Origin of the sequence: Enterovibrio litoreus, assembly GCF_045679545.1 — a bacterium.
Taxonomy (GTDB): domain Bacteria; phylum Pseudomonadota; class Gammaproteobacteria; order Enterobacterales; family Vibrionaceae; genus Enterovibrio.
In genome coordinates, this window is the sequence record NZ_CP166195.1 from 1,109,782 (window position 1) to 1,134,939 (window position 25,158).

The window sequence follows — 25,158 nt, forward strand, 5'->3', positions numbered from 1 at the left end:
ATAAAAATAACCGCCATCAGACGTTTAGCTTGGTTAGCCCTTGCTACGCTTGTCATATCACAAAAATATGAGACAGGTAATGCTAGAAACCACAGGGGTTCATTCGGTGGAGGGGGTTGTTCATCGTCAACTTCACAAGCCAATTTTCACGCAACTGGTTATTTTCCTTGGCACATTGCTGAGTTTTTATCTCTCGTCTTTTTTTACTTTTGAGCCGATGGGCTTTTTTGTTCTGTCGTTTGTAAATGGGTTTATGGTGGCAGCAATGTTGCTGCTGGGTTTGCGAGTTCTACCCGCTATTATTGCGGCACTTATTGTGCGTTATCTGTTGTTTGTGGACGTGCCGATCGATCATGCCATTCTTTTGACAACAACATTACCTATCCCACCGATTATAACCACGTTGGTTTTTAATGCAGCAGTGAAGAAGGTGAAAGCCCACAGCGTTCCGCTTAAGGCTGGTATCTATTTTCTCATGTTTTGCATGGCCTTACCTGTGCTTCAGGCGTGTTTGCTTTTGCTGGTCGCATCCCTTTCGGGTGTGTTGATTAGCGGTGAATTCATCTTCTTCTCGTCGATCAGTATGGCGCTCACTCACCTGATCATTACCCCATTACTGTTCATCTTATTGAGCCTGCTGTTTTGGTCAGGGAAAGATAAATACATCAGCCTGGACAAGAACATATTTCTTGCCAATAGCTCACCATTGGCTTATCGCATTTGGCTTGCGCTGTTGTCGTTGTTGATTGTCGTTAATCTGTTGCTACCGGATTCTTTGGCGCTCTATTCGCTAGGGTTCTTCTCGATAGTCATCGTATTCGCTGGTATTGGCCGATTTGGGGTTTTGCGTCCAATGGCATTTGGCTCAGTGGTGATGGCGGTCGTAATGTACAGCGCGACAAATCGAGTAAATATGGCTATGGCTCTCGATGACAGATTTGTGGGTTTGACGGAGATGCTTACCGCCTTTGCTATTTTGGGCTACATTCACGGCAGTTCCACGATCAGAAGCTTCATGATGGCAAATGAAAAGATTCGTGTGGAACGCACCGATCCCTATACCGGGCTCTATAATCTTGCTCAGTTAAAAGAAGATCTCGAGTGCAGCAAGCAGCCCATTTTGGTTTTTCTTGATTTATGGCCAACGCTGTCGAAGCTGGCGGGGATCGGGCATCGTGGGCAATCACAGTTACTGCGTCAAATCACACGCAGCCTTTTCGCCGAGCACTCTGATATTAAACGGGCATATCGTCCGCCATTTACAACGGGTGTGTTGTTTGTTTTGCCTCGGAACAAGAATGTGAACGGTGAGCTGTTGTCGTTAAGCACGATGCTGGATGAATTTCAGTTCTACTGGCAGGACACGTCGATCAGCTTGGTCTCTCATACCTTACATTGTTTGAAACTGACTAACGATGAGGAATTGGATGCCAAAATTTCGATGTTTTGTGACCAGCCTTACCTCGCTCATCAAAAGATCTGTTGGTTTGATGACAGTGGGCTGTCTGCGCAAAGAGTGTCACGGTTGATCAAGGTTCAGAAGGCGCTGAAAAACAATGAATTTGAGCTTTACTGTCAGCCATATCGGAACTTGCAAGATTCCCGTGTAGCAAGCAGTTTTGAAGTGTTACTGAGGCTGCGCCCTGCTGACGGATCGTCGCTAGATCCCGAAGAATTTTTCCCTATGATTAATGAGTTTGGCGTGGAAGAAAAATTGGATCAGTGGGTAATCGAAAATACGTTTAAGCAGCTATCAACCCATCTTACACAGTGGGATCTCATCAATCGTTGTGCCATTAATCTCACGGCGAAGTCTTTGGGTAACGAAGATCTTTCTGATTATGTGCTTGCACTCGCTAACAAGTATCAGATCCCGTTAGGACGTATTTGCTTTGAAATCACGGAATCCGCGGCTTTGGAAAATGAAGCGCAAGCTATCGCGACGGTAGAAGCGTTAAAAGAAGCGGGTTGTAACATTGCGTTGGATGATTTTGGAACAGGGTACGCGAGCTTTGCTTACTTGCGCCGTATTCCGGTAACTGTGCTGAAGATCGATGGGGAGTTTATTCGCCACTTACCAACGAACCCAACGGATCAGCTCATTGTGCAGTCGATTAGTTTGGTTGCACAGAACATGTCGTTGGTGACCGTTGCTGAATACGTGGAAACGGAAGAGCATGCTGCTTTGCTACAAGATCTCGGCATCAATTATGCGCAGGGCTTTGGCATGGCTAAACCGATCCCTCTGTTTCAGCATATAGCGGCAATGAACGCATTGGTACAAAGGTAATGCTTACTCGCGGGATAGGGATAGCGAGAGCGCGTCGAAACAGCAGGGTGACAAAGAAAAAGCCAGAATCAGGATTCTGGCTTTTTCGCTTGCAAATGATTGGGATCTGGAAACGGTCTGACGATGTTTAGCTGCGCTTCGGTTGCTTGTAGGTGCGACCCGCGGCCGCGTAAGTATCGCGGTTTTTGATTTCAAACTGGGTGTAGAAGAACCAAGCAACGAAAACGATCACGTCATCGCCCACGTTCATGACATGCTCAACGAACTCTTCTTCTTTGCCTTCATCGTTTGTTTCGGTGAATACGTGATAGACGCGGTTATCACCGCTTTCGGTTTCAGCCAGTGAAAATTGGCCTGTCATGGCATTAGCAGCCTCTGCCACTTCTGTATCATCACATGCTTTTAATACTTCTAGCGCTTCTGGCAAGTTGGTTTTTTCGCAAAGGGCTTTTACCAGCGTTTCAAAATCTTGTTGTTCCATGGAGGAATCCAACCTGTTACTTAAGGATATAACGGAAAATGCCCGGTCGAACCGGGCATTTCGTGACGCAGAGGTGAAGGATTACTCCTCGATTTCTGCGTTGTGGTATACGTTTTGTACGTCGTCGCAATCGTTCAGCATGTCCATGAATTTGTCGAAAGCTGCAACATCGTCGCCTTTCACTTCGGTCATGGTTTGTGGAACGAAGGTGATTTCTTCAACATCAATCTCAACATCAGGCATTGAATCTGCCAGTGCGTTTTTGACTTTGAAAAATTCAGTCGTTGGCGCGAATACAGTGATCACGCCATCTTCGCATTCAATGTCAGTCACATCAACGTCTGCCATCATCAGGGCTTCAAGCACGGCTTCTTCGTCATCGCCCGCAAACTGGAAAACCGCTTGGTGCTCGAACATGTGAGCAACCGTACCAGGGCCACCAATTTTAGAATGTGTTTTCACGAAACACTGACGTACTTCCATATAGGTACGGTTGTTGTTGTCAGTTAGACAGTCAACAATCACTGAACAACCACCCGGACCAAAGCCTTCGTAGCGAGCAACTTCATAGTTTTCACCACCACCGCCAGCCGCCTTTTCAATCGCTTTTTCGATAACGTGGCTTGGCACCTGATCTTTTTTTGCTTTTTCGATCATGCGCTTTAGCGAAAGGTTAGTATCTGGATCGCCGCCACCGTTCTTCGCGATAACATAGATCTCTTTGCCATACTTTGAATACAGCTTAACTTTGGCGCCTTGGGTTTTCGCCATTGCATTTTTGCGAACTTCGAAACTGCGTCCCATGGGGGTTACTCTCTATAATTTACGTTTGTTGAAGTGGGTGGATTTTATCAATCACTGCTTTGGTTTTTCCAGCATTAAAGTGATGTAAGCGCCATGAAATGCCGTGTGGGATCAAATCTGATGGTATTTGCACAATTTATAAGCGTAAAAAAGGCGGCTTTCGCCGCCTAGTTACTGTGTTACTGAGCGTTTACTTCTCGTAACGAATGTTGTCGATGTTAAGAACCATTGGACCGGTAGGTTCAATAACAAAGATGTTTTTCAGCCCACCAACGTTAGCTTTTGCGCCAGGAGCGAAGCGGTTTCCATTGTTCACCAACTCGGCGAAGCTAATGCGTACTTCTTTCCATTGACCAATTGGTGGCAGTTCAACATCAATATCACTTGATGCTGGCCAGCCGCTATCAACGCGAACCATGACGCCTGTACCAGGTGCTTGTTCTTCGACCATCATGTCAAACACGATCTCTCCACCACTCATCCAGTCCGTCATGTTGACTTCTGGGGATTCGAAGTAAAAGTTACCGATTTCACCCGTCTTCTTGATGCCAAGAACATTACCGCGTCCTGCAACTTCTTTGGTCTCAATGTAGATCTTGAACTGCGGGTCATACTCTTTCGAGCGCAGGTGCTTGTCAAGATTGTCATCATACAACGTAAACAGCGGGCCTTTTGCGTAGTCTGGACCTGGAATGATGATCTCAGGTGCCGGAGTGCCTGCAACAAACTGCGCGTCTTCCGATACCGTGGCACAGCCTTTGCCTGTAACCGGATCTTTTGAACATTCGTAAACGCGAACAAAGTCCACTTCCATCGTTTGCGGGAAGATGGCTTCATCGATGCCGCCTTCATTGGCGTTAGATGCCCATGAGCCACCCAATGCTAAGTTCAGGATCATGTGAAAACGCTGGTTGAAGGGGGCATCGCTTTCGCCGGTGACCCATTTGCCACCTTCTTTGTATTGGCTGTACCAACCATCAGAACGCTGCGTGGCGTAGTGCACATCATCTACATACCAGCGCATTTCATCCTTTTCCCACTCGATAGAGTAGGTATGGAAGCCATCTGCTGGGTTAATGTGATTAGGAAGTTCATACTCGGCTGCGGTGCTCACGTTATCAGGCCATTCGCGACCGTAGTGAAGTGTCCCGTGAATACGGCCTTCTTTCTTACCTGGTTCGGCACCAAGCTCATCCGTTGGCGTTTTCAGGTTAACGGCTTCGACAATGTCGATTTCGCCAGACGCAGCCCAACCACCATAAACATAGTCAGTCGGCAGCATCCATATTGCTGGCCAAGTACCTTGTCCGAATGGCAGTTTAGCGCGAACTTCAAAGCGCCCGTATTGCCAATCGCCTTTGTTCATGGTTCTTAAGCGAGCAGACGTATACGGAAGGGTTGCTTTGTGACGGCTCTTACCTTCTGGATCAGACGGTCCAGTAAACTGATAGTTGCGTGCAACGATGTGCAGCTTTCCATCTTCTACGAACGAGTTAACGGGCCGTTTTGTGTAGCATTGACGCTCGGCGTTACCGCCGCCGTAACAGTTTACTTCATGTTCCCATTTGTTCTTATCAATGGTGTCGCCACTGAATTCATCATTCCATATCAGCGTCCACGACGCGTTTGGTTGCACCACAGCAACGCTGGTGTCTGGGCCCGCTTGAACAGGCTGATACACTTTCGACTCACAACCTACCATGGCGCCTAATATCGCGGTGGCTAACAGTGCACGTCGATAAGGGAAATTACTCATCATTGTTTCCTTACTCGTCGGCAATTCATGAGAATTGCTAAAAATCTCTTATTCGTTAAGGCTACATATTTAGCGTAGCCATACATGACGTGAACGGCTTACCAGTAAGCATCTGCTTGAATACCAAAGACGATGTCGTCTTTAAGTGGTACAGCGTTGCCACCGCCTTGCTCTCCCGTCGTCCAAGATAGCGGCAAATAAGTAGCTGTAAATCGAATCTCTGCCGTAGAAAGGCCATCAGACAACACAAAGGTCGGGGCAACAGTAAACTTAGATTGGTGCCAGTGACCCCCACTTTGGACATTTTCGTAATAACCGACTTCGGTTTGGACAATGAAATTGTCAACAACTGGGAAGATGTTACGCATCATGATGGACACCCAGTAGTTGTAACTACCGTCGTCACCTTCATTGTTGGTGCCTTCATCGTTGTATTGTGCTTGTAAAGACGGGAAAAAACCTATTCCACTGCTGTTTGTGTAACCACCCCATAAGAGTGCACGAGCGGAAGTTGCATCTTCTTCTCTGAGAGTGATTCGGTAGTAGGGATCACCAAAAAATGGAGCACCATTACCAAAAGCTCTTACGTCGTTTATTTTGTACCCTTGAGTCAATGAGCCTGGACGAAGAGACGCATAGTCAGTAATAGTACCGCCTAAAAGATTGCCTGAACCGAGCCCTTCTCCTGCCTGTAAAATTGCATAAGAGAAAGCGTTCCCTTTAAGACCAAAAAAGTTAAGCATGTGATAGATAGCGGTAACATCGTAACCATCTTCTGCCCACTCTTTACCCGTTAAATCCCAGTTGTCTGGCATATACTTATAATTGCCTTGTAACGTCAGCGCACCAAGCGTGTATGAAAGATGGAAAGTGTGCATCGGGTTGTTTTGGTTTTCGTAAAGGGAATTGCGTTCAGCATCTGTTACGTAACGCTCATTTTGCTGCGAGATAACGTTTGGGTCTTTTGATGCGCGTTCAATGAAATCATCATAGTCGCCGTCAAGACTAATATTTCGTTCACTCGAAATGTAGGCAAGATCAAGGAAGCCGTCACCCACTTCAAAGTCTTGGATACCAGCGCCAATCCCTTCAAGATCGGTATAGAAAAAATCGGTCATGAAGATGTAGTTTTCTTCGCCGAGTTTTCTTTTACCACCCCAAAGTGTCCCTGAGCGAGTGAGGCCATCCATTTCGACAAAACCGATGAGGTCATCAAATTCTGTATCACCAACGCCAATGTTGATGCGAAGCTGTTGGTCGTCACCAATATTAGTAATCGTGGTAAAACCAAAGTTACCGTCGTTGTCCGACTCTAACCCGAGTCGACCTAGCTGTTCCTTTTGACCGCCGATATCTGCTTTCTTGAAGTCATTTTCCTTACTGGCAAAAAAGCCAGCACGAAAGTAACCGTGGAATTCAACTTCGTCAATGATGGCAGCATTCACCGCCGGCACACCCGAAAGGGCAGCAGCAGCGCTTAGCACAGCCATCGATAATCTGGACTTTTTCATTCTCACTCCGTCAGAGATTAGGTTACCCCTAAAAGAAAGCGCTTTCTTGTCATGGTATTTTAAAACCCGAGTTCATCCCTACAAATGCCAGACACCCGAATGACAGAAGAGGAAGTAAATACCGAGTTTGACTAGATTTTTAGTGTCATGTGTGTGAAAAGTTAACAATAGTGTTTCCACATGAACCAAGAAACCGCTAGTCATATGACAAACTAAGCAGGCTCCCTAAATTGTGCAAATATTACCGCCAAAAACATTAGCTGATTCACAATAAATTTACATTTTGTCTTCAAATTTAGTGACTCTTGTATTTTATTATGGGCCTTCATGCATATATGTATTCAATTTGTGTGACGTGGCTCATAGATGAGAATCTTGCATTTCATACACCTCATACCGTGGATTCTCTCTTTCTATTCAATGTAAATTGCATATTGTTGTTGAGTTGCACTGTCACTTAACAATAAATTTACATTATGCGCGAGGTTTATACCTTGGTAGTAATAAAGCTGGGTAACCGGCTTTATTTTGAATAACAAGTGAAAGCGCTTTCTTTTGGCAATGACACCCACTTTGCAAAAAGATTTCTCCTACTAGCAGGAGAGTTCTCAGACCAGCGGTAGTGACTGACCTGTCGCTGACTAGATGTAGGACAAAATACGGACGACATGATGAAGAATTTATTTGCAAAAGCGCTACTTGTGGCTTCAGTCGCGCTAAGCGGTTGTGGTGGGGGTGACGAATCGCCAGGTGGCAATCCACCTGCGGGTACTCCAACGGGCAATGATGTTTATACCGTTTATTATCAGGGTGTTCTCAACCAAGGGCTTGAGGGAATTGGGTTTGAGAATGAAGCGGCATCAGAAAGCACGGGTAGCTTTGTGGGTACTGCTTTTATGGCGGCAAATGGTGAAACACAGTCACTATTTGTAGAAGGACCTACCACATCAAACCCTTTCCAAGAAGCTGAATGGGGCTGGGGGGCTGGTGTGATTGGCCGCAATGGCCAAAAAGCGGGCTCGGCTAATCTCATTGGTTACAATAGCGGTTACTTAAACTTCGATATCAAAGGCACGACTACTCAGCCAGTCGTTATCGGTTTTCAAACTGGTAAAGGCACTTCTTTCGAAGGCAATGAACTGAATCAGCGCCCGGTGAAAATCGCATCGGTTACGCTGCAGTCCGATACAAAAAGTGCAAACAGTCTAATTTCGTCCAGATCGGGGTCTGACCGCACTATTGGCAATGAATGGAAAACTATTCGTATACCAATGAGCGAGTTGATGGGCCAGACGGTAATGGATCTGGGCGACGTTTCAATGCCTTTGTTTGTTCGTACTGAGGGTAGCGATGCGGTAGTTGAATTGCGCTCGGTCTATTTTAGTACTTCTACAAACACGAATGTTGGTGAAGATATCGGCGTGGGTCAAACTGAAGCTGAGGTGAACCCTGACTCAACAGTGACACTTTACAGCGATGGTTCGTTGCAATACGGGCTTCAGGCAAATGGTTGGGAAGAGACTTCTTTTCTTGGCAATAACTCTGAGCTCCAATCACTTGAGCTGACGACGCCTCCTACGGCTGGTACGGCGAAAGAATGGGGTTGGGGGGCTGGACTTTCGTTGGCTCAATCAGGTGCAGTATCCCTAGTGGGTTTTGAAGACGGCTTCATGAACTTCGAAATCAAAGGCACAACGACAACTGACATCAACATTGGTTTTCAAACTGGTGTATTTGATAGCAGCACGCGTCCTCAAACTAACAACTCAGTGGTGTTTGGACCTGGCGGCCGTTCATTGACTTCGGATTGGCAAACTATACAGATACCTGTATCTGAACTGATCGGCGACAAAACAATAGATCTTTCTGATGTTACATCTCCCCTTTTCTTTAACTCGTCTACCACAGCTGATGGTGGTGTGATTGAGGTTAGAAATGCTTTCTTTAGTAAGTCAAAAGATGATTCGATTGGCGCAGATTTAATTGATAACGGCACCGATGGCGGCACAGACGGCGGCACCGATGGTGGCACTGACGGCGGCACCGATGGCGGTAGCAATACTGATTACTCAGTGGCACCAGAAATCGAACCGCAACCAACCGCAACGGGTAACTTCCCAGTTTCAACTGTGACAGGTGGTGTTGCTTCAGGAGAGCCGGTGCTTGGTACTGCTGAACTGACTGCAATTTCTTACGGCGCATTCCGCACAACGACACGGACTGAAGCCAATGTACCAAGTGTTGCTGAGCTAAAAGAAGACCTGAGAATTATGCACGCTTCAGGCATTCGGATGTTGCGTACGTACAATACGCAAGGTTTCTCCGATACTGAAAATCTGCTTATCGCAATCAGCGAATTGAAAGAAGAAGACGCAAGCTTCGAAATGAATGTGATGCTTGGTGTTTGGATTTCTGCACTGAATGCATTCTCTGATCAGGCTATTGATCATTCTCAGGAAAGCCCTGAGAACGATGCGGAAATGGCCAAAGCGGTGGAGTTGGCTCAAGACTACCCAGACATCATCAAAGTTATTGCCGTTGGTAATGAAGCGATGGTTGAGTGGGCAACCAGTTACCGTGTTGATCCTAGTATCATCCTAAAACGTGTTAATGAGCTTCAAGCACTTAAAGCTGAAGGCACAATCGATGAAGACATTTGGATCACCAGTTCTGAAAACTGGGCGGTTTGGGCTATCAACAATGGTTACTATCAAGCACATGAAGCAGACATCAAAGCGTTGATTCAAGCGGTTGACTATGTGTCCGTTCATGTTTACCCATTCCACGACACGTTCCACGATGGTGATTTCTGGCCAGTGCCTGAATCAGAGCAATCTCTGACTCGTCAAGAACAAGCTGACAAAGCAATGGTGCGCGCGTTCAACAAAGCGCTGACTCAGATCGATGCCGTTAAAGATAGCATCATGGCTATTGACAGTACTAAGCAGATTCACATTGGCGAAACAGGTTGGTCAACGCAGTCAAATACTGGCTTCGGCGCTGGTGGAACAGGCGCTTCTGATGAGTACAAGCAGAAGAAATACTATGACGCAATGAGCCAGTGGGCGATTGACTACGGCGCATCTGTATTCTTCTTCCAGGCATTTGATGAACCATGGAAAGGTGGACCTGAAAATACAGAAGATCCTGAGAAGCACTTTGGTCTGATCGACATTGATGGTAATGCGAAATATGCCATCTGGGATCTCGTAGATGCTGGCGCATTCGAAGGGATCACTCGTGGTGGTAATCAGATCGTTAAGTCAAATGGTGGTGTTGAGCAAAACGTCATTGATGCGATTCACGCCATTCCGTACGAAACGGGTACTGACACCTCTGGTGCTGGATACGTCATGTATACCGGTAAAGACACTGTTCATGGCTTCGACGATATTCAAGTATGGTCTCAAGACGGAACGGGTGCTTCTATTGGTGCCGGAAGTGACAGCGCTTATACCCCTGTTCAGGAACTGACGGTAACGGGTGGTTGGGGTTCTGCTGCTTGGTTGTTTAACACAACAAAAGTAGACCTTACTCCATATACACATGCCGAGTTCAAAGTAAAAACATCTTCTGCGAATGTAGATGTCACCTTTATCAACCAGGCAGATGAAACAACAGCGAACCAATACCCACTGTCATCAGGCACATCGCTTGATAACGGCTGGGTACAAATGAGTGTGCCAGTGCCTTCATATGTTGATATGAAAACATTTGCCTTAACTCTTGTTGTCAACGGAACACTTCAAATCGCCGATATTGCTTTTGTGAATAATGACAGCAATGGCGGTACTGAAGCTCCTGAAACGGGCTACGTACTGTATACCGGTCAAGAGACAAACATTGTTTTTGAAGATATTCAAGTGTGGAACGATGCGGGTCTGAGTGAAGTTGATAACAACCTGTATGATCCAGTACTAAAACTAAACGTGACTGGCGGCTGGGGCGCAGTCGCTTGGGTTAACAACTCAAACCCAATCGACATCTCGTCTTACACACACGCGCAGTTCAAAGTACGTACAGATGCAAGCGTCGTTCGATTGTCTATTCAGAGTCTGTCACAGGACGAGGTCGCGAATGACTACTCTCTGTCACAGGGTACTGATCTGACTGACGGCTGGGTACAAATGGAAGTGCCATTGCCTGCATTCACAGACATGACAACCTTTGCGATGGTATTGGGCCAAAACGGCACATTGGAAATTGCGGATGTTGCGTATGTGAACAAAGGCAACGGTGGTTCTGTGCCAGAAATTGGCTACATCCTGTACACAGGCCAAGAAACCAACCTTGTTTTCGATGATGTTCAAGTCTGGAACAATGCAGGCCTTGGTGATGCTACGAGTGACTTGTACAACCCTGTACTGGAATTGACAGTCACTGATGGCTGGGGAGCATTGGCGTGGTCAAGCACGCTGAACCCAATCGACGTTACATCGTACACACATGCACGCTTCAAGCTTCTGACTGACCTTGCTCAGGTTCGCATCTCAATCCAAGGTGTAACCGATGGTGAAGTGGCAGAGGATTACTTGCTTTCAAATGGAACAGCGCTGACTGATGGCTGGGTTCAAATGGAAGTACCATTGCCAGACTACACCGATCTCACTACCTTTGCGGTCGTCCTGACTGAAAACGGTAGCTTCCAAATTGCAGATGTTGCGTTTGTAAACGCTGATAATGACGGCGGCACTGATGGTGGTACTGACGGCGGCACCGACGGCGGCACCGACGGCGGCACTGATGGTGGCACTGACGGCGGCACCGATGGTGGCACTGACGGCGGCACTGATAGTGGTACTGACGGCGGCACCGATGGTGGTACTGACGGCGGCACCGATGGTGGTACTGACGGCGGCACCGATGGTGGTAATAACGGAGTAACAATCACAGCGAGCGATATCATTGACTTCGAAGCGAACACGGTAACGTGGGAAGTGTTCGAGAACGATGACAACCCAGCAGTGGAACTTGTTGCTAACCCAGATACCTCTGGAGCAAATGTCTCGGCTACTGCAGCCAAGCTTATTGCTCGCACCAATGGTGCGCCATGGGCTGGCGCGATTACTCGCGACGTGCAACCGTTCACCCTTGATGCGACCAACAGCGTTGTTCGTATGATGGTCTACAAAGACAAAATCAGCACCGTACGCTTCAAATTGGAAACGGCGAGTGGTTACGCGCAAGAGCTTCTTGCCAACAACACGCTTGTTAACCAGTGGGAAGAGCTGACGTTTGACTTCTCGTCTGTCGCAGACCTGTATGATGGTCCTGTTACTGGCGTTGTTATTTTCCCTGATTTTGTTGATGCAGATACCTCACGTGACGCAGATGCAGTGATGCACTTCGACAACATCACTTTCAATGCTGCTGGCACTGACGGTGGTACTGGTAACGGTATTGATAGCATCGACTTCGAAACCAACGTGGTAACGTGGGAAGTGTTCGAAAACGATGACAACCCAGCAGTGGAACTTGTTGCTAACCCAGATACCTCTGGAGCAAATGTCTCGGCTACTGCAGCCAAGCTCATTGCTCGCACCAATGGTGCGCCATGGGCTGGCGCGATTACTCGCGACGTGGAACCGTTCACCCTTGATGCGACCAACAGCGTTGTTCGTATGATGGTCTACAAAGACAAAATCAGCACCGTACGCTTCAAATTGGAAACGGCGAGTGGTTACGCGCAAGAGCTTCTTGCCAACAACACGCTTGTTAACCAGTGGGAAGAGCTGACGTTTGACTTCTCGTCTGTCGCAGACCTGTATGATGGTCCTGTTACTGGCGTTGTTATTTTCCCTGATTTTGTTGATGCAGATACCTCACGTGACGCAGATGCAGTGATGCACTTCGACAACATCACTTTCAATGCTGCTGGCACTGACGGTGGTACCGATGGTGGCACTGACGGTGGCACAGATGGTGGCAGTGACAGCGGTATTGATAGCATCGACTTCGAAACCAACGTGGTAACGTGGGAAGTGTTTGAAAACGATGACAACCCAGCAGTGGAACTTGTTGCTAACCCAGATACCTCTGGAGCAAATGTCTCGGCTACTGCAGCCAAGCTTATTGCTCGCACCAATGGTGCGCCATGGGCTGGCGCGATTACTCGCGACGTGCAACCGTTCACCCTTGATGCGACCAACAGCGTTGTTCGTATGATGGTCTACAAAGACAAAATCAGCACCGTACGCTTCAAATTGGAAACGGCGAGTGGTTACGCGCAAGAGCTTCTTGCTAACAACACGCTTGTTAACCAGTGGGAAGAGCTGACGTTTGACTTCTCGTCTGTCGCAGACCTTTATGATGGTCCTGTTACTGGCGTAGTCGTGTTCCCTGATTTCGTTGATGCAGATACTTCACGCAATGCAGACACAGTGATGCACTTCGACAACATCTCCTTCAATGCAGTTGGCTCGAATGGTGGCACTGACGGAGGCACCGATGGTGGAACTGACGGCGGCACCGATGGTGGCACTGACGGCGGCACCGATGGTGGCACTGACGGCGGCACTGACGGAGGCACCGATGGTGGTACTGACGGCGGCACAGATGGTGGTACTGACGGCGGCACAGACGGTGGTACTGACGGCGGCACCGATGGTGGCACTGACGGCGGTAGCACTGGTACTACGCCAATTATTATCTTCAACGATGCGGTGAACCCACAGTGGGTTGCGTGGGATTCTGCAGACGCAGAGAACACGCCACCTGTTGTTATCGATACTGATGCTGAGTACGGCGCAGCGACTCGCTTCCAAGTACCGAGCAGCAGAGTGAATGGTTTCAGCTCCCGTGAAGGTGTGGCTTCAAACCCAAGCCCAATTGACGTGAATGCATGGATGGTAGATGGGGTTATCTCTTTCGATATCAAATTGCTAGCGGCAGGGAATTCACCTGCAACAGAATGGTTCATCAAAGTTGAATCGAATGGTGGTAGCGAGTTTGCAGAGTTGAGCCTAGGTACTGTCCCAGAGTTAAATGTATGGAAAAACTACACGTTTAACTTGAGTGACCTATCTAACTCCGGACTAGACCTGACAGCGATTGACCTGATTATGGTATTCCCAGCATGGGATACTGGTCATGGTTCTGAGTATCTCGTCGATAATGTGACTGTTTCTCCTACTGGTGCTGATAGTGGTACTGATGGCGGTGACGGTGGAACCGGAGGCGGTGAACCTGGCGACGCAAACACCTTCGTCACGTTTGATGGTGCGCAAGATACAATTGGTCTTCAGTTTGTTGGTGATCAATGGGGTAGCGGTGTCGTACTTACTGCAAACAGCGATGATGCACCTTACTCAGATACCATTACCAGTTCGCCAGCGAGCAACTGGACGGGTGAAGGTCAATCGGCGACCGTTCAATGGGCGACAGCAGTGATGGAGACCACTAACACTGCGGGTGTCAACATTGCTTCATATACTCACTTCTCTTATAAAGTGCAGCAAAGCGACTTTTATGAGACGAAGATTGAGTTTCAAAGCGGTAGCAGTGGAACGATGACGTATTTGGTGAGTAGCCAGAATCCAGCTGGCAACATCAATGGTGATCAGGTTGTGACAGAAGATTTGGGTAACGGTTGGTTGAAAGTCACTGTACCAACGCCTAGCCATTCTGATATGAAAGTGATTGGTATTATCCTTAAAGGTGATGTTGCAGACACTGGTGATATTAAATTCGCAGAGTTTGAGTTTACCACTCAGTAACAATCGTTTTTCATTCTCTATTAAAAGGAGCCCACTTTGGGCTCCTTTTTTATTTCCCATCGAAAGAAATAGTTGGAGCGGAGGAATAAGGTAAATAACGTAGACACACACCCTAAAAATGGAAAGAGGCGTTACTTAGCTTACATCGAAAACGGCTTTCTGGTCTTCGTCTGCCAGACCGTTAATTCTTTTGCCTTTCTTAAACACGTCCACTTATCAGCTAACGGCCTGAGACTTATGTATGACGAAAAACGTCATATTCAATCAGCTGTCGACTGAAATACCAACAATCGTTAAATAATGCTCACTTCTGTGATTTCAACCAGCGAATTAGCCAGTGCTTGGGTTCGTATTTTTAACTATTGTGATGGGGGCTGTGTTTTCCTTAAGTCATGGTTTGATTGGTTTTTAGGTCAATGTGAAAGCTGAGGTGAAGGTTTTTATCGACGGTGTAGTATGTGTAAGTTGAAAGGCCGAATCCGTCGACGGTATTTATGTTGATTAATAACATTATGCGTGGATATTTACATATAGTAATCTTTAATTATCTCAGGATAAATATTATCCATGTTGTGACTGTTTTACGTATGCATTATGGTGATATAAGCTATTTTATTTTTTTGTTAAAATAGAGACAGGTGTGTAAAGCATTTTCATTGTAATTTTGAGGAGAAGTTGGCTGTAACAATAAGGAAAAGGAATGAAGTTCATAAAGCAAGGAAGTGCGATAGCGCTTGGTCTCGTTATCTCGGCTTGTGGCGGCGGCGGAAGTAGCGATACCGGAGGATCGGGCGCGGAAGGCGCGTCACTTTCAAACGCCTCATCGTGTTATAACCCTCAACGTGGTCAAGTGGGCACCACAGTGACTTATGATTATGCTATTCGATCAGTCAGCACGCTACCCTCTGAAGAAGAAAAGAGCTTAGATGACGCGGAATGGCGTTATTATGGTTATCATATAATAAATGAGAGTATCGTTTCTTATTCTGGTAATGACGGTGTTATTCAGTCGTTATCACTTTATCGTTATTTTGACGGCGATGGTAATTTTACGTCTCAAGAAGAAAATGGTTTTTTCGAATACACGCAATATGATGATGACGAGAGATCACAAACACACTTTGGATATAAACAAGAAATTGGAAGTAGAACCTATGAGGAGCAATACTTGCCATCAGGATGGAAAATGAGTTATGACGTCGATGAAGGCAACGAAATTAGCTTGGATAGCATCACGACAAGATATTTCATCGATGGTGTAGGACAAAGTGACACCACTGTGGATGTTGCGATGAAATTTATAGGTAAGGAATCAATTACTCTTAATGGGACCGTTTATCAAACCTGTAAGTTCGAAGAGAAAACAGTCACTACGACACCTGACTTTACATCAGAGACGACCTATGTGTCTTATGTAGGCGAGGGAAATGGAATAACCTTGATGTCTACTCGATTTAGGGAGTGGGATGATGGTGAAACTTATCGATCTGTTCGACAAATAACCGGTGCTTCCATTAATGGTGAGCCGATTTGACAGCTGCTCACTGTGACGAAAGCGCCTTAAAGGCGCTTTTTTAGTTGTAGTGGTTTTATGTGGCATTCACTCCAGAAGATTTTTATCGTGACAATCAATTGATGGGACAGACGCCTAGAAGTTTGGCGAGAGCGTCTTATCTCAATCAGTTGGTTTATGCGCTTACTCAACCAGCACATCGCCTCAGAGGCCAACCGCGAAGACAAATGTACAGGCCATTTCTGGGAAGGGCGATTCAAAAGCCAAGCGTTATTGGATGAAAAAGCCTTAGCCGCTGCCATGGCGTACGTGGATTTGAATCCAGTGAGAGCCGCCATGGCGGAAACACCAGAAACCTCAGAGAATTGCTGGGACAGACACCCTAAGAAAATCATAGTGTTGTCAGTTTCGGCGTCTTGCGTTTCTTGGCTCATAAACGCGCTTTGAAGATGAATGGCAAGTGATTGAGCGATATGCTCACTGCATTGTTCAATTGTTAGCCATTTAAATTTCCAATGACAAAAGCCCGCTCATCTCTTATCAGTGTTGACGCCACGCCTTACTATCACTGCGTTTCGCGCTGTGTGCGACGCTCGTTTCTTTGTGGTTATGATGACAAATCCCAGCAAAGCTATGAGCACCGCAGAGAATGGATTGAAAAACGTCTGTTAGCGCTGGCAAAGGCATTTTGTATCGATATTTGTGCTTACGCGATTATGAGCAATCACTACCACGTGGTATTACATATCAATACGGAAAAGGTCAAAAGACTGTCACCGCACCAAATCGTTGAGCGGTGGCTGGCGTTTCATCAAGGCCCCGCACTTGTTCAGCGCTTCATGCAGGGAGATAAACTCTCCGATACAGAAACAGAGCGATGCAGCGAAATCATAGAAATTTGGCGAGAGCGTCTTATCTCAATCAGTTGGTTAATGCGGTTACTCAACCAGCACATTGCCTCAGAGGCCAACCGCGAAGACAAATGTACAGGCCATTTCTGGGAAGGGCGATTCAAAAGCCAAGCGTTATTGGATGAAAAAGCCTTAGCCGCTGCCATGGCGTACGTGGATTTGAATCCAATAAGAGCCGCCATGGCGGAAACACCAGAAACCTCAGAGCACACGTCCATCAAGGCGCGTATTGAATCGCTAAAGAAAGCAGAAATTACCGCTGCCCACTTATTCCCGTTCGCAGGAAACCCGCGACAAGACATGCCTGATGGCATCCCCTTTCGGTTGATGGATTACCTCGCGCTTGTTGATTGGACAGGCAGACAAATCCGAGATGATAAAAGAGGGAATATAGACAACACGCAGCCATCATTGCTTGAACGGCTGGGCTTTGACAGTGAAAACTGGTTGAGCACCTGCACATGTATAGAGCGAGGCAGCATGATTGGCACAGAATCGTCACTGAAAGCGGCGTTACCTGACTTGCATCGTAAACGGCTTTCTGGCCTTCGTCTGCCAGACCGTTAATTCTTCTGCCTTTCTTAAACACGTCCACTTATCAGCTAACGGCTTGAGACTTCTGTATGACGAAAAACGTCATATTCAATCAGCTGTCGACTGCAATACCAACAATCGTTAAATAATGCTCACTTCTGAGATTCCAACCACCGAATTAGCCAGTGCTTGGGCTCGTATTTTTAACTATTCTTAGGGTGTGTGTCCCTGTATTTGCTATTGATTTTGTTACGGACATATATGAGGCAGGCGAAGATACTTTCAACAGTATTCGTAAGTACTTTGATTGATTTTTATTGAATTTCAATGCTAGGCAGCGAAATAACGAACGTTTGCCTAGCATCCATTGCTAATTCAGGTTATGTTTTGCTTTTTATCAGGGCTTAGTTTGTGGATATTGTGAAGTTGGCTCTATTTTTTGTTCTGATATTGATGATGACAACCTTTCCTATGTCTGTTGCTTTTTCTTTTTATATGGGTTTTTTAATGAAGAAGTATGATAAGGAGGGGTACGGTAATCTATATTTTTTTTACATGCCTGTATCGCCATATCTAACAATAAGCTATATTTTTAGGTCATCAGTTATCCAGAAATACCCTGAAAAAATAAGGTGGTTATTCCCTGTTTCTCGTTTTTTAATAATTACTTGGGCTACATGCTTTTGTCTACTTATGGTTGGGGTAATTGTGTACAACTGAATTATCTAAAAGGAATGTCATCATTAAAGAAGAACAACAACTCACTTGTCGATAGACTGTTGTTATAAAGACCGTTTTGTCAGAGAGATACTCAAGCGACTGAGGCCGCTAGATTTCGCATCAAATCTGATTAAATCTGGAAACGTTGGTGAAAAACAGGGACAGGCACTTTTAGAGAAAGGTTTGCAATTGCTGGGATGCAATTGCTGGGACAGACACTCTAAGAAAATCATAGTGTTGTCAGTTTTAGCGTCTTGCGTTTATTGGCTCATAAACGCGCTTCAATTACTTCAATTAAAGGGGACAGACACCCTAAGAAAATCATCGTGTTGTCAGTTTCAGCATCTTGTGTTTCTTGGCTCATAAACGCGGTTTGAAGATGAAGATGAAGATGAAGATGAAGTGGTTGAACGATATGCTTCTCGTCTCATTCAATTACTCGCCATTTTGATTTCAATGACAAAAGCTCTCGCCCCTCTCATTTCCTCCTTGATTCGTTAATTCGATGTTATTCCCATACACAGTGTCATTCACTTTTGAGAACTGGGTTCGTATGTGTGGCATATGAATGGTTGGAGGGTAAAGATCTGATTTAACTTCTGTTAGCCTTTTTGGCATTCGCACTCACAGCGAATGTGGATTGGCGTGAAAAGCCTAAAAGCTTCTTATGAGTCGAACCTCTGATTTGAACAAACAAGGGAGTGAACCTGTGAAAAAACGCAAACTTTGTATCATCGTATTGGCTAGCATCGCGCCTTTTGGTGTGGTGGCAAAAAGCGGCGATGGGAGCGTGTCTGATGAAGCGATTGCAGAACAGCGTAGTGAGCTGGCAGAAAATACGGCTGGTGAAGGATTCGGTCCTCAGTCTCCAAGAGACATCGATTCGCATGAAGGTCGCAACACGTTGTCGTTTAACCCAGCGCCGGAATACACACAGATGAATCTGTGTAATATCCACTTCCATAAAAATGCGGAGCACAAAGGGGGAGAATTCACGAAGTATGCAGGCAATGGTGACGGCCATGGTTACCAAAGCGGCTTCCAATATGCCGGTAAGCTGAGTGCAGCTGAGCTTGCGCCTGTGAAGGGTGAAATCTGCCCAAGCAAGCGTGGCGACGTGAAGGCGGGTGATACGATCGAAGTGCATTACGTTCATACCACTGCACAAGTTAAACCAGGTCCAACCTTGGGTTCATGTTTTAATGACGCCAACAAAAATCCACAACTCCGCGTAGAAACGCAAGTTTACGTGGTGGTAAATGACAATACTGCGTTGGATTTTGAAAAACTGAATGAGCACGAGAAGAAAGACGGCGTGCATCAGGCGATCAACATGCCAAACAACACAGGTAAACCTATTCAATACGCAGGCTCAACGACGGGCCCTGGATATAATGAAGAAGGCTCACCATTCCAAGTGACCTGGAGTGTTCGCCCTAAGGTTGCCAAAGTAAATATTGCGACCGTTGGTGCATGGTGTGAGGGCAACGATTTTGATGAAGATCATGCTCATGGCGTCAGAAACCTTGTTGTGAATAAAGATCTGCTTTCTGAAATCCAGCAATAGCAATAGCAATAGAAATGACGAAAGGGCGCATATTTGCGCCCTTTTGCCTGCCTATCTCCGTACACACTGCTTATCACTTTTCCACATCTAGGTCGTAGTGCGAGTTTGAAATACTGAAGATACTGGGAAGACACCCTAGTTCAACACATAACAAATCATGATGTGTTAAATAAAGATTCATGCATTTTTCCTGATGGGTTGGTGTTTTACATTGTGTTCATAGCAAAAAACATACAAGAGAGAGACAGTCTATGAATACGCGTTTTGCACCTTCTACCCTTGCGCTCGCATTAATGGTTTCCTTCAGCGCATCAGCGGATTACGCCAGTTTAGAAACGTACAAAGGAAAACCGGCTACCGAACAAACAAAGCAAGCCAATGCAGAACTGGCAAAGCAACTGCCTTGGCAAGATACCTCAGCGTTTGAGCGCACTCAGCGTGGATTGATTGCAGAATTCGGCAGCCACCAAGCCGGCGAGTTGAAGCAACGATTTGACTACATGGACACCATGAATGTGGATCAATTGCCTGACACAGTGAATCCGTCAATCTGGCGTCAAGGTATGCTCAATTACACCGCAGGTGGTCTGTATGAAGTGACCGATGGCGTGTATCAAATTCGCGGTGCCGACTTGTCCAACATGACTATTTACCGCACCGACAATGGTTATGTGATTCACGATCCATTGTTATCACGCGAAGCGGCGGCCGCTTCATGGGAATTTGCCAAGCTGCATCTGCCGAAAATTAAAGGTGAACACAAAATCACCGGCATGATCTATTCGCACATGCATGCGGATCACTTTGGGGGTTCACGCGGCATTCTGGAATCTGGTGACATGGTAAAAGACGCGCAGATTTACGCGCCGAAAGATTTCATTAAAGAGCTTGCTGATGAAAACGTGATTGCAGGCACCGCCATGGGGCGTCGTGCAAACTACCAATACGGCACAACGTTAGATAACAACCCGCAAGGTATTGTCGATAACGCACTGGGCTTGGGGACATCGCGTGGTGAAGTCACCTTGGTAGCGCCGACGCAAGAGATCCAACCGCGTGAAAAAGAAATCACCATTGATGGGCTAACATTCCACGCGATTAACATGCCTGGCGCAGAAGCACCCGCAGAAATCGTGCTTTATGTGCCGGAATATCGATCATTGAATACTGCTGAGCTGACTTATGACGGAATGCACAATATCTATACGTTCCGTGGCGCGAAAGTGCGTGATGCACTGGTGTGGACCAAATATCTCACTGAACTCAAGCTACGCTTTGTGGATAGCGGACTGGTAGACAACATTCATGCTGCGCACTCTGCACCGGTGTGGAACGATGCTGACACAAAAGTGAATGAAATCTCAGAATACATGGCACTGCAAAGAGACAACTATGGCTTCATTCATAACCAATCTATGCGTTTAGCTAACCACGGTGTCACTGTTCACGATGTGGGTCGTGAGATTGAAAAAATTGTGCCGCAAGCACAAAAAGACACCTGGCATACCAACGGGTATCACGGTTCTTACAGCCACAACGCAAGAGCAGTGGTCAACCTGTATCTTGGTTATCACGACATGAACCCGGTGAATACTAATCCACTGCAGACCACCGATAAATCGTGTGTGTACGTAGAAGCTGCGGGTGCGGACACGCTTTACAAGGCAGGCCAAGTGCACTTTACCAACGGTCAATACCAAGAAGCCTCGCAACTGTTCAATGATTTGGTTCAATGCGACCCAAGCAACATTGATTATCGCTTTGCATTGGCAGACAGCTTTGAACAGCAAGGCTACCAGTCGGAAACCATGGCATGGCGTAACTCTTATTTGCAGGGCGCGGTAGAACTGCGTACTGGTGAGATTCAGCCGTCAGTGAAAATTGCATCGGCAGACGTGATTGCAAATACACCAACAGGTATGTTCCTTGATTTTGTTGCGGTGAAGCTTAACGCTGAAAAAGCCGAACTCGCTAATTTGGACTTCCGTTTCGCGGTCTCGCACCCTGAGCTAGAAGAACATTACTATGGCGAAGTCTCCAATGCGAACATGGCGAATATCCAAGTAGAGCAGCTACCGCAAACCGATGTTGCATTGTCAGTGAGCAAGAACGACTTCACGCAAATCGTCTTGGGTAAAACAACACTAGACGCACTGGTGAAAGAGGGTAAGGCGACACTGAAAGGAGACGCAAGTCTAATACAATCATTGGCAGGGACGTTGGACGAGTTTGACGGTATGTTTGAAATTCTACCCATGCCAAACAAATAAAAACCCTAACAGAGCGTCACAAAAATCCCTCAGCCTCGGCTGGGGGATTTTTCGTTGGCGACGTGGTAAGGCCTTTGGCTTGTCCTTACGTTGTTTCTGACGGTCAGAAATCTGCAATATCGAGCACAGACTATTCTGCAACAATGCAATAAATCTTATTAATGATATCACCGATAATTCCCTGTCGGCATATCTGTGACCGATGTTACAAAAAGGTAAATGGCAGCTTGTCGCTTCTCAGCATTTTTCTAATATCATGTTAAAAGAAAGCGCTTTCTTTTTGGTATTGTTTAGACCTATTGCTGTTTACAGGTTGGCTACACTATACAAATGAAAGACATGGTTAAGTTTTTGCTGAGTGCGTGGCAAGGCGTTAGCTTGGCGGATCAATAATTGATAAAAACAAAGGACGGAATGATGCAAAACAAGAAACTACTCGCTTCTATCGTGTGTGGTGCGTTGCTAAGTGCTGGCATTTCTGCGTCTGATATTAAGCAGGGTGGCACGCTCAATGTGCCTATCATCACCACCGGCTTTGTTGAAAACTTTAACCCTTATACGTCTAAAGATGTGTTCCACGGCATCATGTTTGAACCTTTAATGGTGTTCAACAACATGACGGGAGAGACGAACTTCCGTTTGGCAGAATCTGCCAATTATTCTGACGATTTGAAAACCATTACCGTAAAACTTCGTGATGGCTTGAAGTGGTCTGATGGTGAAACGCTGGATGCAAACGATGTGGTGTTCAGTTTTGTGCTGACAAAAAATTTCCCAGCGTTCGATCTCAAAGGTATTTGGTCGGGTGGCAATTTGCAGTCGGTAGAAGCGAAAGACGGCAACACGGTTGTGTTTACCTTGGCAGAGCCAGATTCCACCTTCATCTGGAACCTGGAAAAATACCACATTGTTCCCCAGCACAAATGGTCAGGGGTGGAAAACCTCACCACCTTTACTAATCCAGAGCCTGTGGGCAGTGGCCCAATGACCACAGTAAAGTTCCTTAAATCGCAACAAATGGAGCTTTGCCGCAACCCGAATTACTACCTTGAAGGGCGTCCTTACCTTGATTGTGTGAGCTTTCGTTCATACAACGATAACTCCCAAATTCAGCCTGCGCTGATGAAAGGCGAAATCGATTGGGGTTCAAACTTTATCGCGGATATTGAATCTACCTTTGTCGCGCGTGATAAAGCCAACAACCATTTTTGGTACCCCGCAAACGACGCGATCCATTTGTATTTGAATACAAAAGAAGCGCCTTTTAGCGACCTGCGCGTGCGTCAGGCGTTATCCATGGCGCTTGATCGTGACCTGATTGTCGATATCGCTGCTTACGGTTACCCCACTGCCAACTTTAATGCTGGCGGTATCGGCGAGCTTTATGAAACCAACATCAACAAAGACATCTCAAAAAAATACAGCCATTTGACTGAGTTCAACCAAGAGAAAGCCAAAGCACTGCTTGATGAAGCGGGCTTGAAAGATGTCGATGGCGATGGATACCGTGAAAAAGCGGATGGCTCGCCACTGGCGTTTGATATTGAAGTGGTCAACGGTTGGACTGACTGGATTCAAGTGGTCCAAATGGTGACTGAGTTTTACGATGAAGTCGGGATCAAATCTGCCATCAAAACTGTTGATTGGGCGGTATACGACAAGAACCTCAAAGAGAGTAATTACGACGTTGCGATTAACTGGTCGATGGTTGCCACCAATCCGATTATTGCTTATCAGGAATATTTCTCGTCGTCGCGTGTTGGCAAAGGCTGGCATGCTGGTCATGGCGTGAACGACCCTGAAATTGATGCATTGATTGATAGCTTTGGTAAGACGGGTTCTGCCGAAGAGCAAAAGGAAATATTGGATAAACTGCAAACCTTTACGGCAGAAAACATGCCGTTTATCCCACTGTTTTCGAACCCAACGTGGTTCCAGTACAGCACCAAGAAAGTGGACGGTTGGCCAACCAAAGAAAACCCATACGTTCAGCCAGTTTGGTATGACGGCGGTAAGCGCGTGATCATTTTGAATAACTTGCATCTTAAGTAACCAAACCGCGAGCCCTCGCTAGCATCGGGGGGGCTTAGAAAGGAGCAATGCGATGCCATTTTTGCTGCGGCGGTTTGTGTTCTATTTTTCCGCCTTTTTGATTGCGATTACGTTCAACTTTATGTTGCCACGTATGATGCCGGGTGACCCGGTAGAAGCCTTGTTTGCTGCGTCGCAAGGGCGGATGGATCCCGCGCAAATGGACGCCGTTCGCGAAATGTATGGCTTCCTTGATGGCAATATCTTTGAGCAATATTTGGCGTATATCAAAAGTGTCTTCACGCTGGATCTTGGTCCATCTGTGCTGATGTTCCCAGTGAGTGTGTCTGACGTGATCGCCAATGCCTTGCCGTGGACTTTGTTCTTGGCCCTGGGTTCGTTGATTGTGTCTTTGATCATAGGCGTGAGCATTGGCACGTATGCGTCTTACCGTCGCACCGGTTTTTTTGGTCAGGTTGTTCCGCCCGTATTGGCATTTATCAGTAATTTTCCGTATGTCGTGACCGCGCTGTTTCTGTTCTACATTTTTGGTCTCAAATTGGATTTACTGCCACTGGCGTATACCTATGACCCGTCCCTGGATCCGGGCTTTAATCTCGCATTTATTAGCAGTGTGCTCGAGCACGCCATTTTGCCAGTAGGTTCCATGGTGTTGGTGGGCATTGCCTCATGGGTGTTTAACATGCGTAACGCCATGATCAATGTACTGGGTGAAGACTACGTGACCATGGCCGAAGCCAAAGGCTTAAGTAGCTATCGCGTGATGAGCCGATACGCAGGCCGAAACGCCATTCTTCCGGTCGCGACCGCCATTGCTATGGCCATTGGTTTCTCGTTTGCAGGTTCGATCATGACCGAAGTGGTGTTCAACTATCAGGGGCTTGGCAACATTTTGCTGAAAGGCATTGTGGCGCGTGATTACCCTCTGATTCAGGCCATTTTGCTTATTCTTGTGTCAGCGGTTTTGACTGCTAACTTTGTCGCCGACTTGTTGTATGTTTGGCTCGATCCACGCATTGCGAGTGAGGGTTAAG

General features: G+C 46.5%; 12 protein-coding genes and 1 pseudogene. 9 read left to right on the forward strand and 4 right to left on the reverse strand.

Annotated features, from left to right (window positions below; translation table 11 throughout):
- Positions 1–79 precede the first annotated feature (79 nt).
- Positions 80–2,290: an EAL domain-containing protein gene (locus AB8599_RS20345; protein WP_407333552.1), complete on the forward strand. Its 2,211-nt coding sequence runs from the start codon at positions 80–82 to the stop codon at positions 2,288–2,290.
- 127 nt (positions 2,291–2,417) lie between these two features.
- Here the strand turns inward: AB8599_RS20345 and AB8599_RS20350 are convergent, their stop codons facing one another.
- From AB8599_RS20350 to AB8599_RS20365, 4 genes are all read right to left on the reverse strand, one after another.
- On the reverse strand, positions 2,418–2,771 hold the full coding sequence (locus AB8599_RS20350; RefSeq protein WP_407333553.1) for a hypothetical protein: 354 nt from the start codon (positions 2,769–2,771) through the stop codon (positions 2,418–2,420).
- An 81-nt stretch (positions 2,772–2,852) separates the two neighbouring features.
- On the reverse strand, positions 2,853–3,575 hold the full coding sequence (locus AB8599_RS20355) for a YebC/PmpR family DNA-binding transcriptional regulator (protein WP_407333554.1): 723 nt from the start codon (positions 3,573–3,575) through the stop codon (positions 2,853–2,855).
- Between the two features lie 190 nt (positions 3,576–3,765).
- Complete coding sequence (locus AB8599_RS20360) at positions 3,766–5,331, reverse strand: family 16 glycosylhydrolase (RefSeq protein WP_407333555.1); 1,566 nt, start codon at positions 5,329–5,331, stop codon at positions 3,766–3,768.
- Between the two features lie 98 nt (positions 5,332–5,429).
- Entirely contained in the window at positions 5,430–6,842 is a 1,413-nt protein-coding gene (locus AB8599_RS20365; protein WP_407333556.1) for a carbohydrate porin, read from the reverse strand.
- A gap of 671 nt (positions 6,843–7,513) precedes the next feature.
- On the opposite strand from AB8599_RS20365, the gene AB8599_RS20370 reads away from it, so the two are divergent.
- The 8 genes and pseudogenes from AB8599_RS20370 (at position 7,514) to AB8599_RS20405 (ending at position 25,157) form a co-directional block, all read left to right on the forward strand.
- Complete coding sequence (locus AB8599_RS20370; protein WP_407333557.1) at positions 7,514–14,557, forward strand: hypothetical protein; 7,044 nt, start codon at positions 7,514–7,516, stop codon at positions 14,555–14,557.
- Between the two features lie 700 nt (positions 14,558–15,257).
- Complete coding sequence (locus tag AB8599_RS20375) at positions 15,258–16,091, forward strand: hypothetical protein (protein WP_407333558.1); 834 nt, start codon at positions 15,258–15,260, stop codon at positions 16,089–16,091.
- A gap of 114 nt (positions 16,092–16,205) precedes the next feature.
- Positions 16,206–16,433: pseudogene (locus AB8599_RS20380) on the forward strand (transposase); the annotation flags it as partial.
- Positions 16,434–16,585: 152 nt separating this feature from the next.
- Positions 16,586–17,548 (forward strand): transposase, encoded by a 963-nt coding sequence (locus AB8599_RS20385; protein ID WP_407333559.1) that lies wholly within the window; start codon positions 16,586–16,588, stop codon positions 17,546–17,548.
- Positions 17,549–18,944: 1,396 nt separating this feature from the next.
- Positions 18,945–19,802 carry a delta-class carbonic anhydrase gene (locus tag AB8599_RS20390; protein ID WP_407333560.1) on the forward strand — a complete coding sequence of 286 codons (858 nt, stop codon included), beginning with the start codon at positions 18,945–18,947 and terminating at the stop codon, positions 19,800–19,802.
- Positions 19,803–20,053: 251 nt separating this feature from the next.
- Positions 20,054–22,072, forward strand: a complete 2,019-nt coding sequence (locus tag AB8599_RS20395; RefSeq protein WP_407333561.1) for an alkyl/aryl-sulfatase — start codon at positions 20,054–20,056, stop codon at positions 22,070–22,072.
- A gap of 417 nt (positions 22,073–22,489) precedes the next feature.
- Positions 22,490–24,124: an ABC transporter substrate-binding protein gene (locus AB8599_RS20400; RefSeq protein WP_407333562.1), complete on the forward strand. Its 1,635-nt coding sequence runs from the start codon at positions 22,490–22,492 to the stop codon at positions 24,122–24,124.
- A 52-nt stretch (positions 24,125–24,176) separates the two neighbouring features.
- A complete protein-coding gene (locus AB8599_RS20405) occupies positions 24,177–25,157 on the forward strand; it encodes an ABC transporter permease (RefSeq protein WP_407333563.1) in 981 nt (326 codons plus the stop codon).
- The last annotated feature ends 1 nt before the right edge of the window (position 25,158 follow it).

What these genes read in the sequence shown, in the direction of transcription:
- AB8599_RS20345 (WP_407333552.1), top strand. Translation starts at nt 80, where the DNA reads ATGCTAGAAACCACAGGGGTTCATTCGGTGGAGGGGGTTGTTCATCGT.
- AB8599_RS20350 (WP_407333553.1), bottom strand. Translation starts at nt 2,771, where the DNA reads ATGGAACAACAAGATTTTGAAACGCTGGTAAAAGCCCTTTGCGAAAAA.
- AB8599_RS20355 (WP_407333554.1), bottom strand. Translation starts at nt 3,575, where the DNA reads ATGGGACGCAGTTTCGAAGTTCGCAAAAATGCAATGGCGAAAACCCAA.
- AB8599_RS20360 (WP_407333555.1), bottom strand. Translation starts at nt 5,331, where the DNA reads ATGAGTAATTTCCCTTATCGACGTGCACTGTTAGCCACCGCGATATTA.
- AB8599_RS20365 (WP_407333556.1), bottom strand. Translation starts at nt 6,842, where the DNA reads ATGAAAAAGTCCAGATTATCGATGGCTGTGCTAAGCGCTGCTGCTGCC.
- AB8599_RS20370 (WP_407333557.1), top strand. Translation starts at nt 7,514, where the DNA reads ATGAAGAATTTATTTGCAAAAGCGCTACTTGTGGCTTCAGTCGCGCTA.
- AB8599_RS20375 (WP_407333558.1), top strand. Translation starts at nt 15,258, where the DNA reads ATGAAGTTCATAAAGCAAGGAAGTGCGATAGCGCTTGGTCTCGTTATC.
- AB8599_RS20385 (WP_407333559.1), top strand. Translation starts at nt 16,586, where the DNA reads ATGACAAAAGCCCGCTCATCTCTTATCAGTGTTGACGCCACGCCTTAC.
- AB8599_RS20395 (WP_407333561.1), top strand. Translation starts at nt 20,054, where the DNA reads ATGAATACGCGTTTTGCACCTTCTACCCTTGCGCTCGCATTAATGGTT.
- AB8599_RS20400 (WP_407333562.1), top strand. Translation starts at nt 22,490, where the DNA reads ATGCAAAACAAGAAACTACTCGCTTCTATCGTGTGTGGTGCGTTGCTA.
- AB8599_RS20405 (WP_407333563.1), top strand. Translation starts at nt 24,177, where the DNA reads ATGCCATTTTTGCTGCGGCGGTTTGTGTTCTATTTTTCCGCCTTTTTG.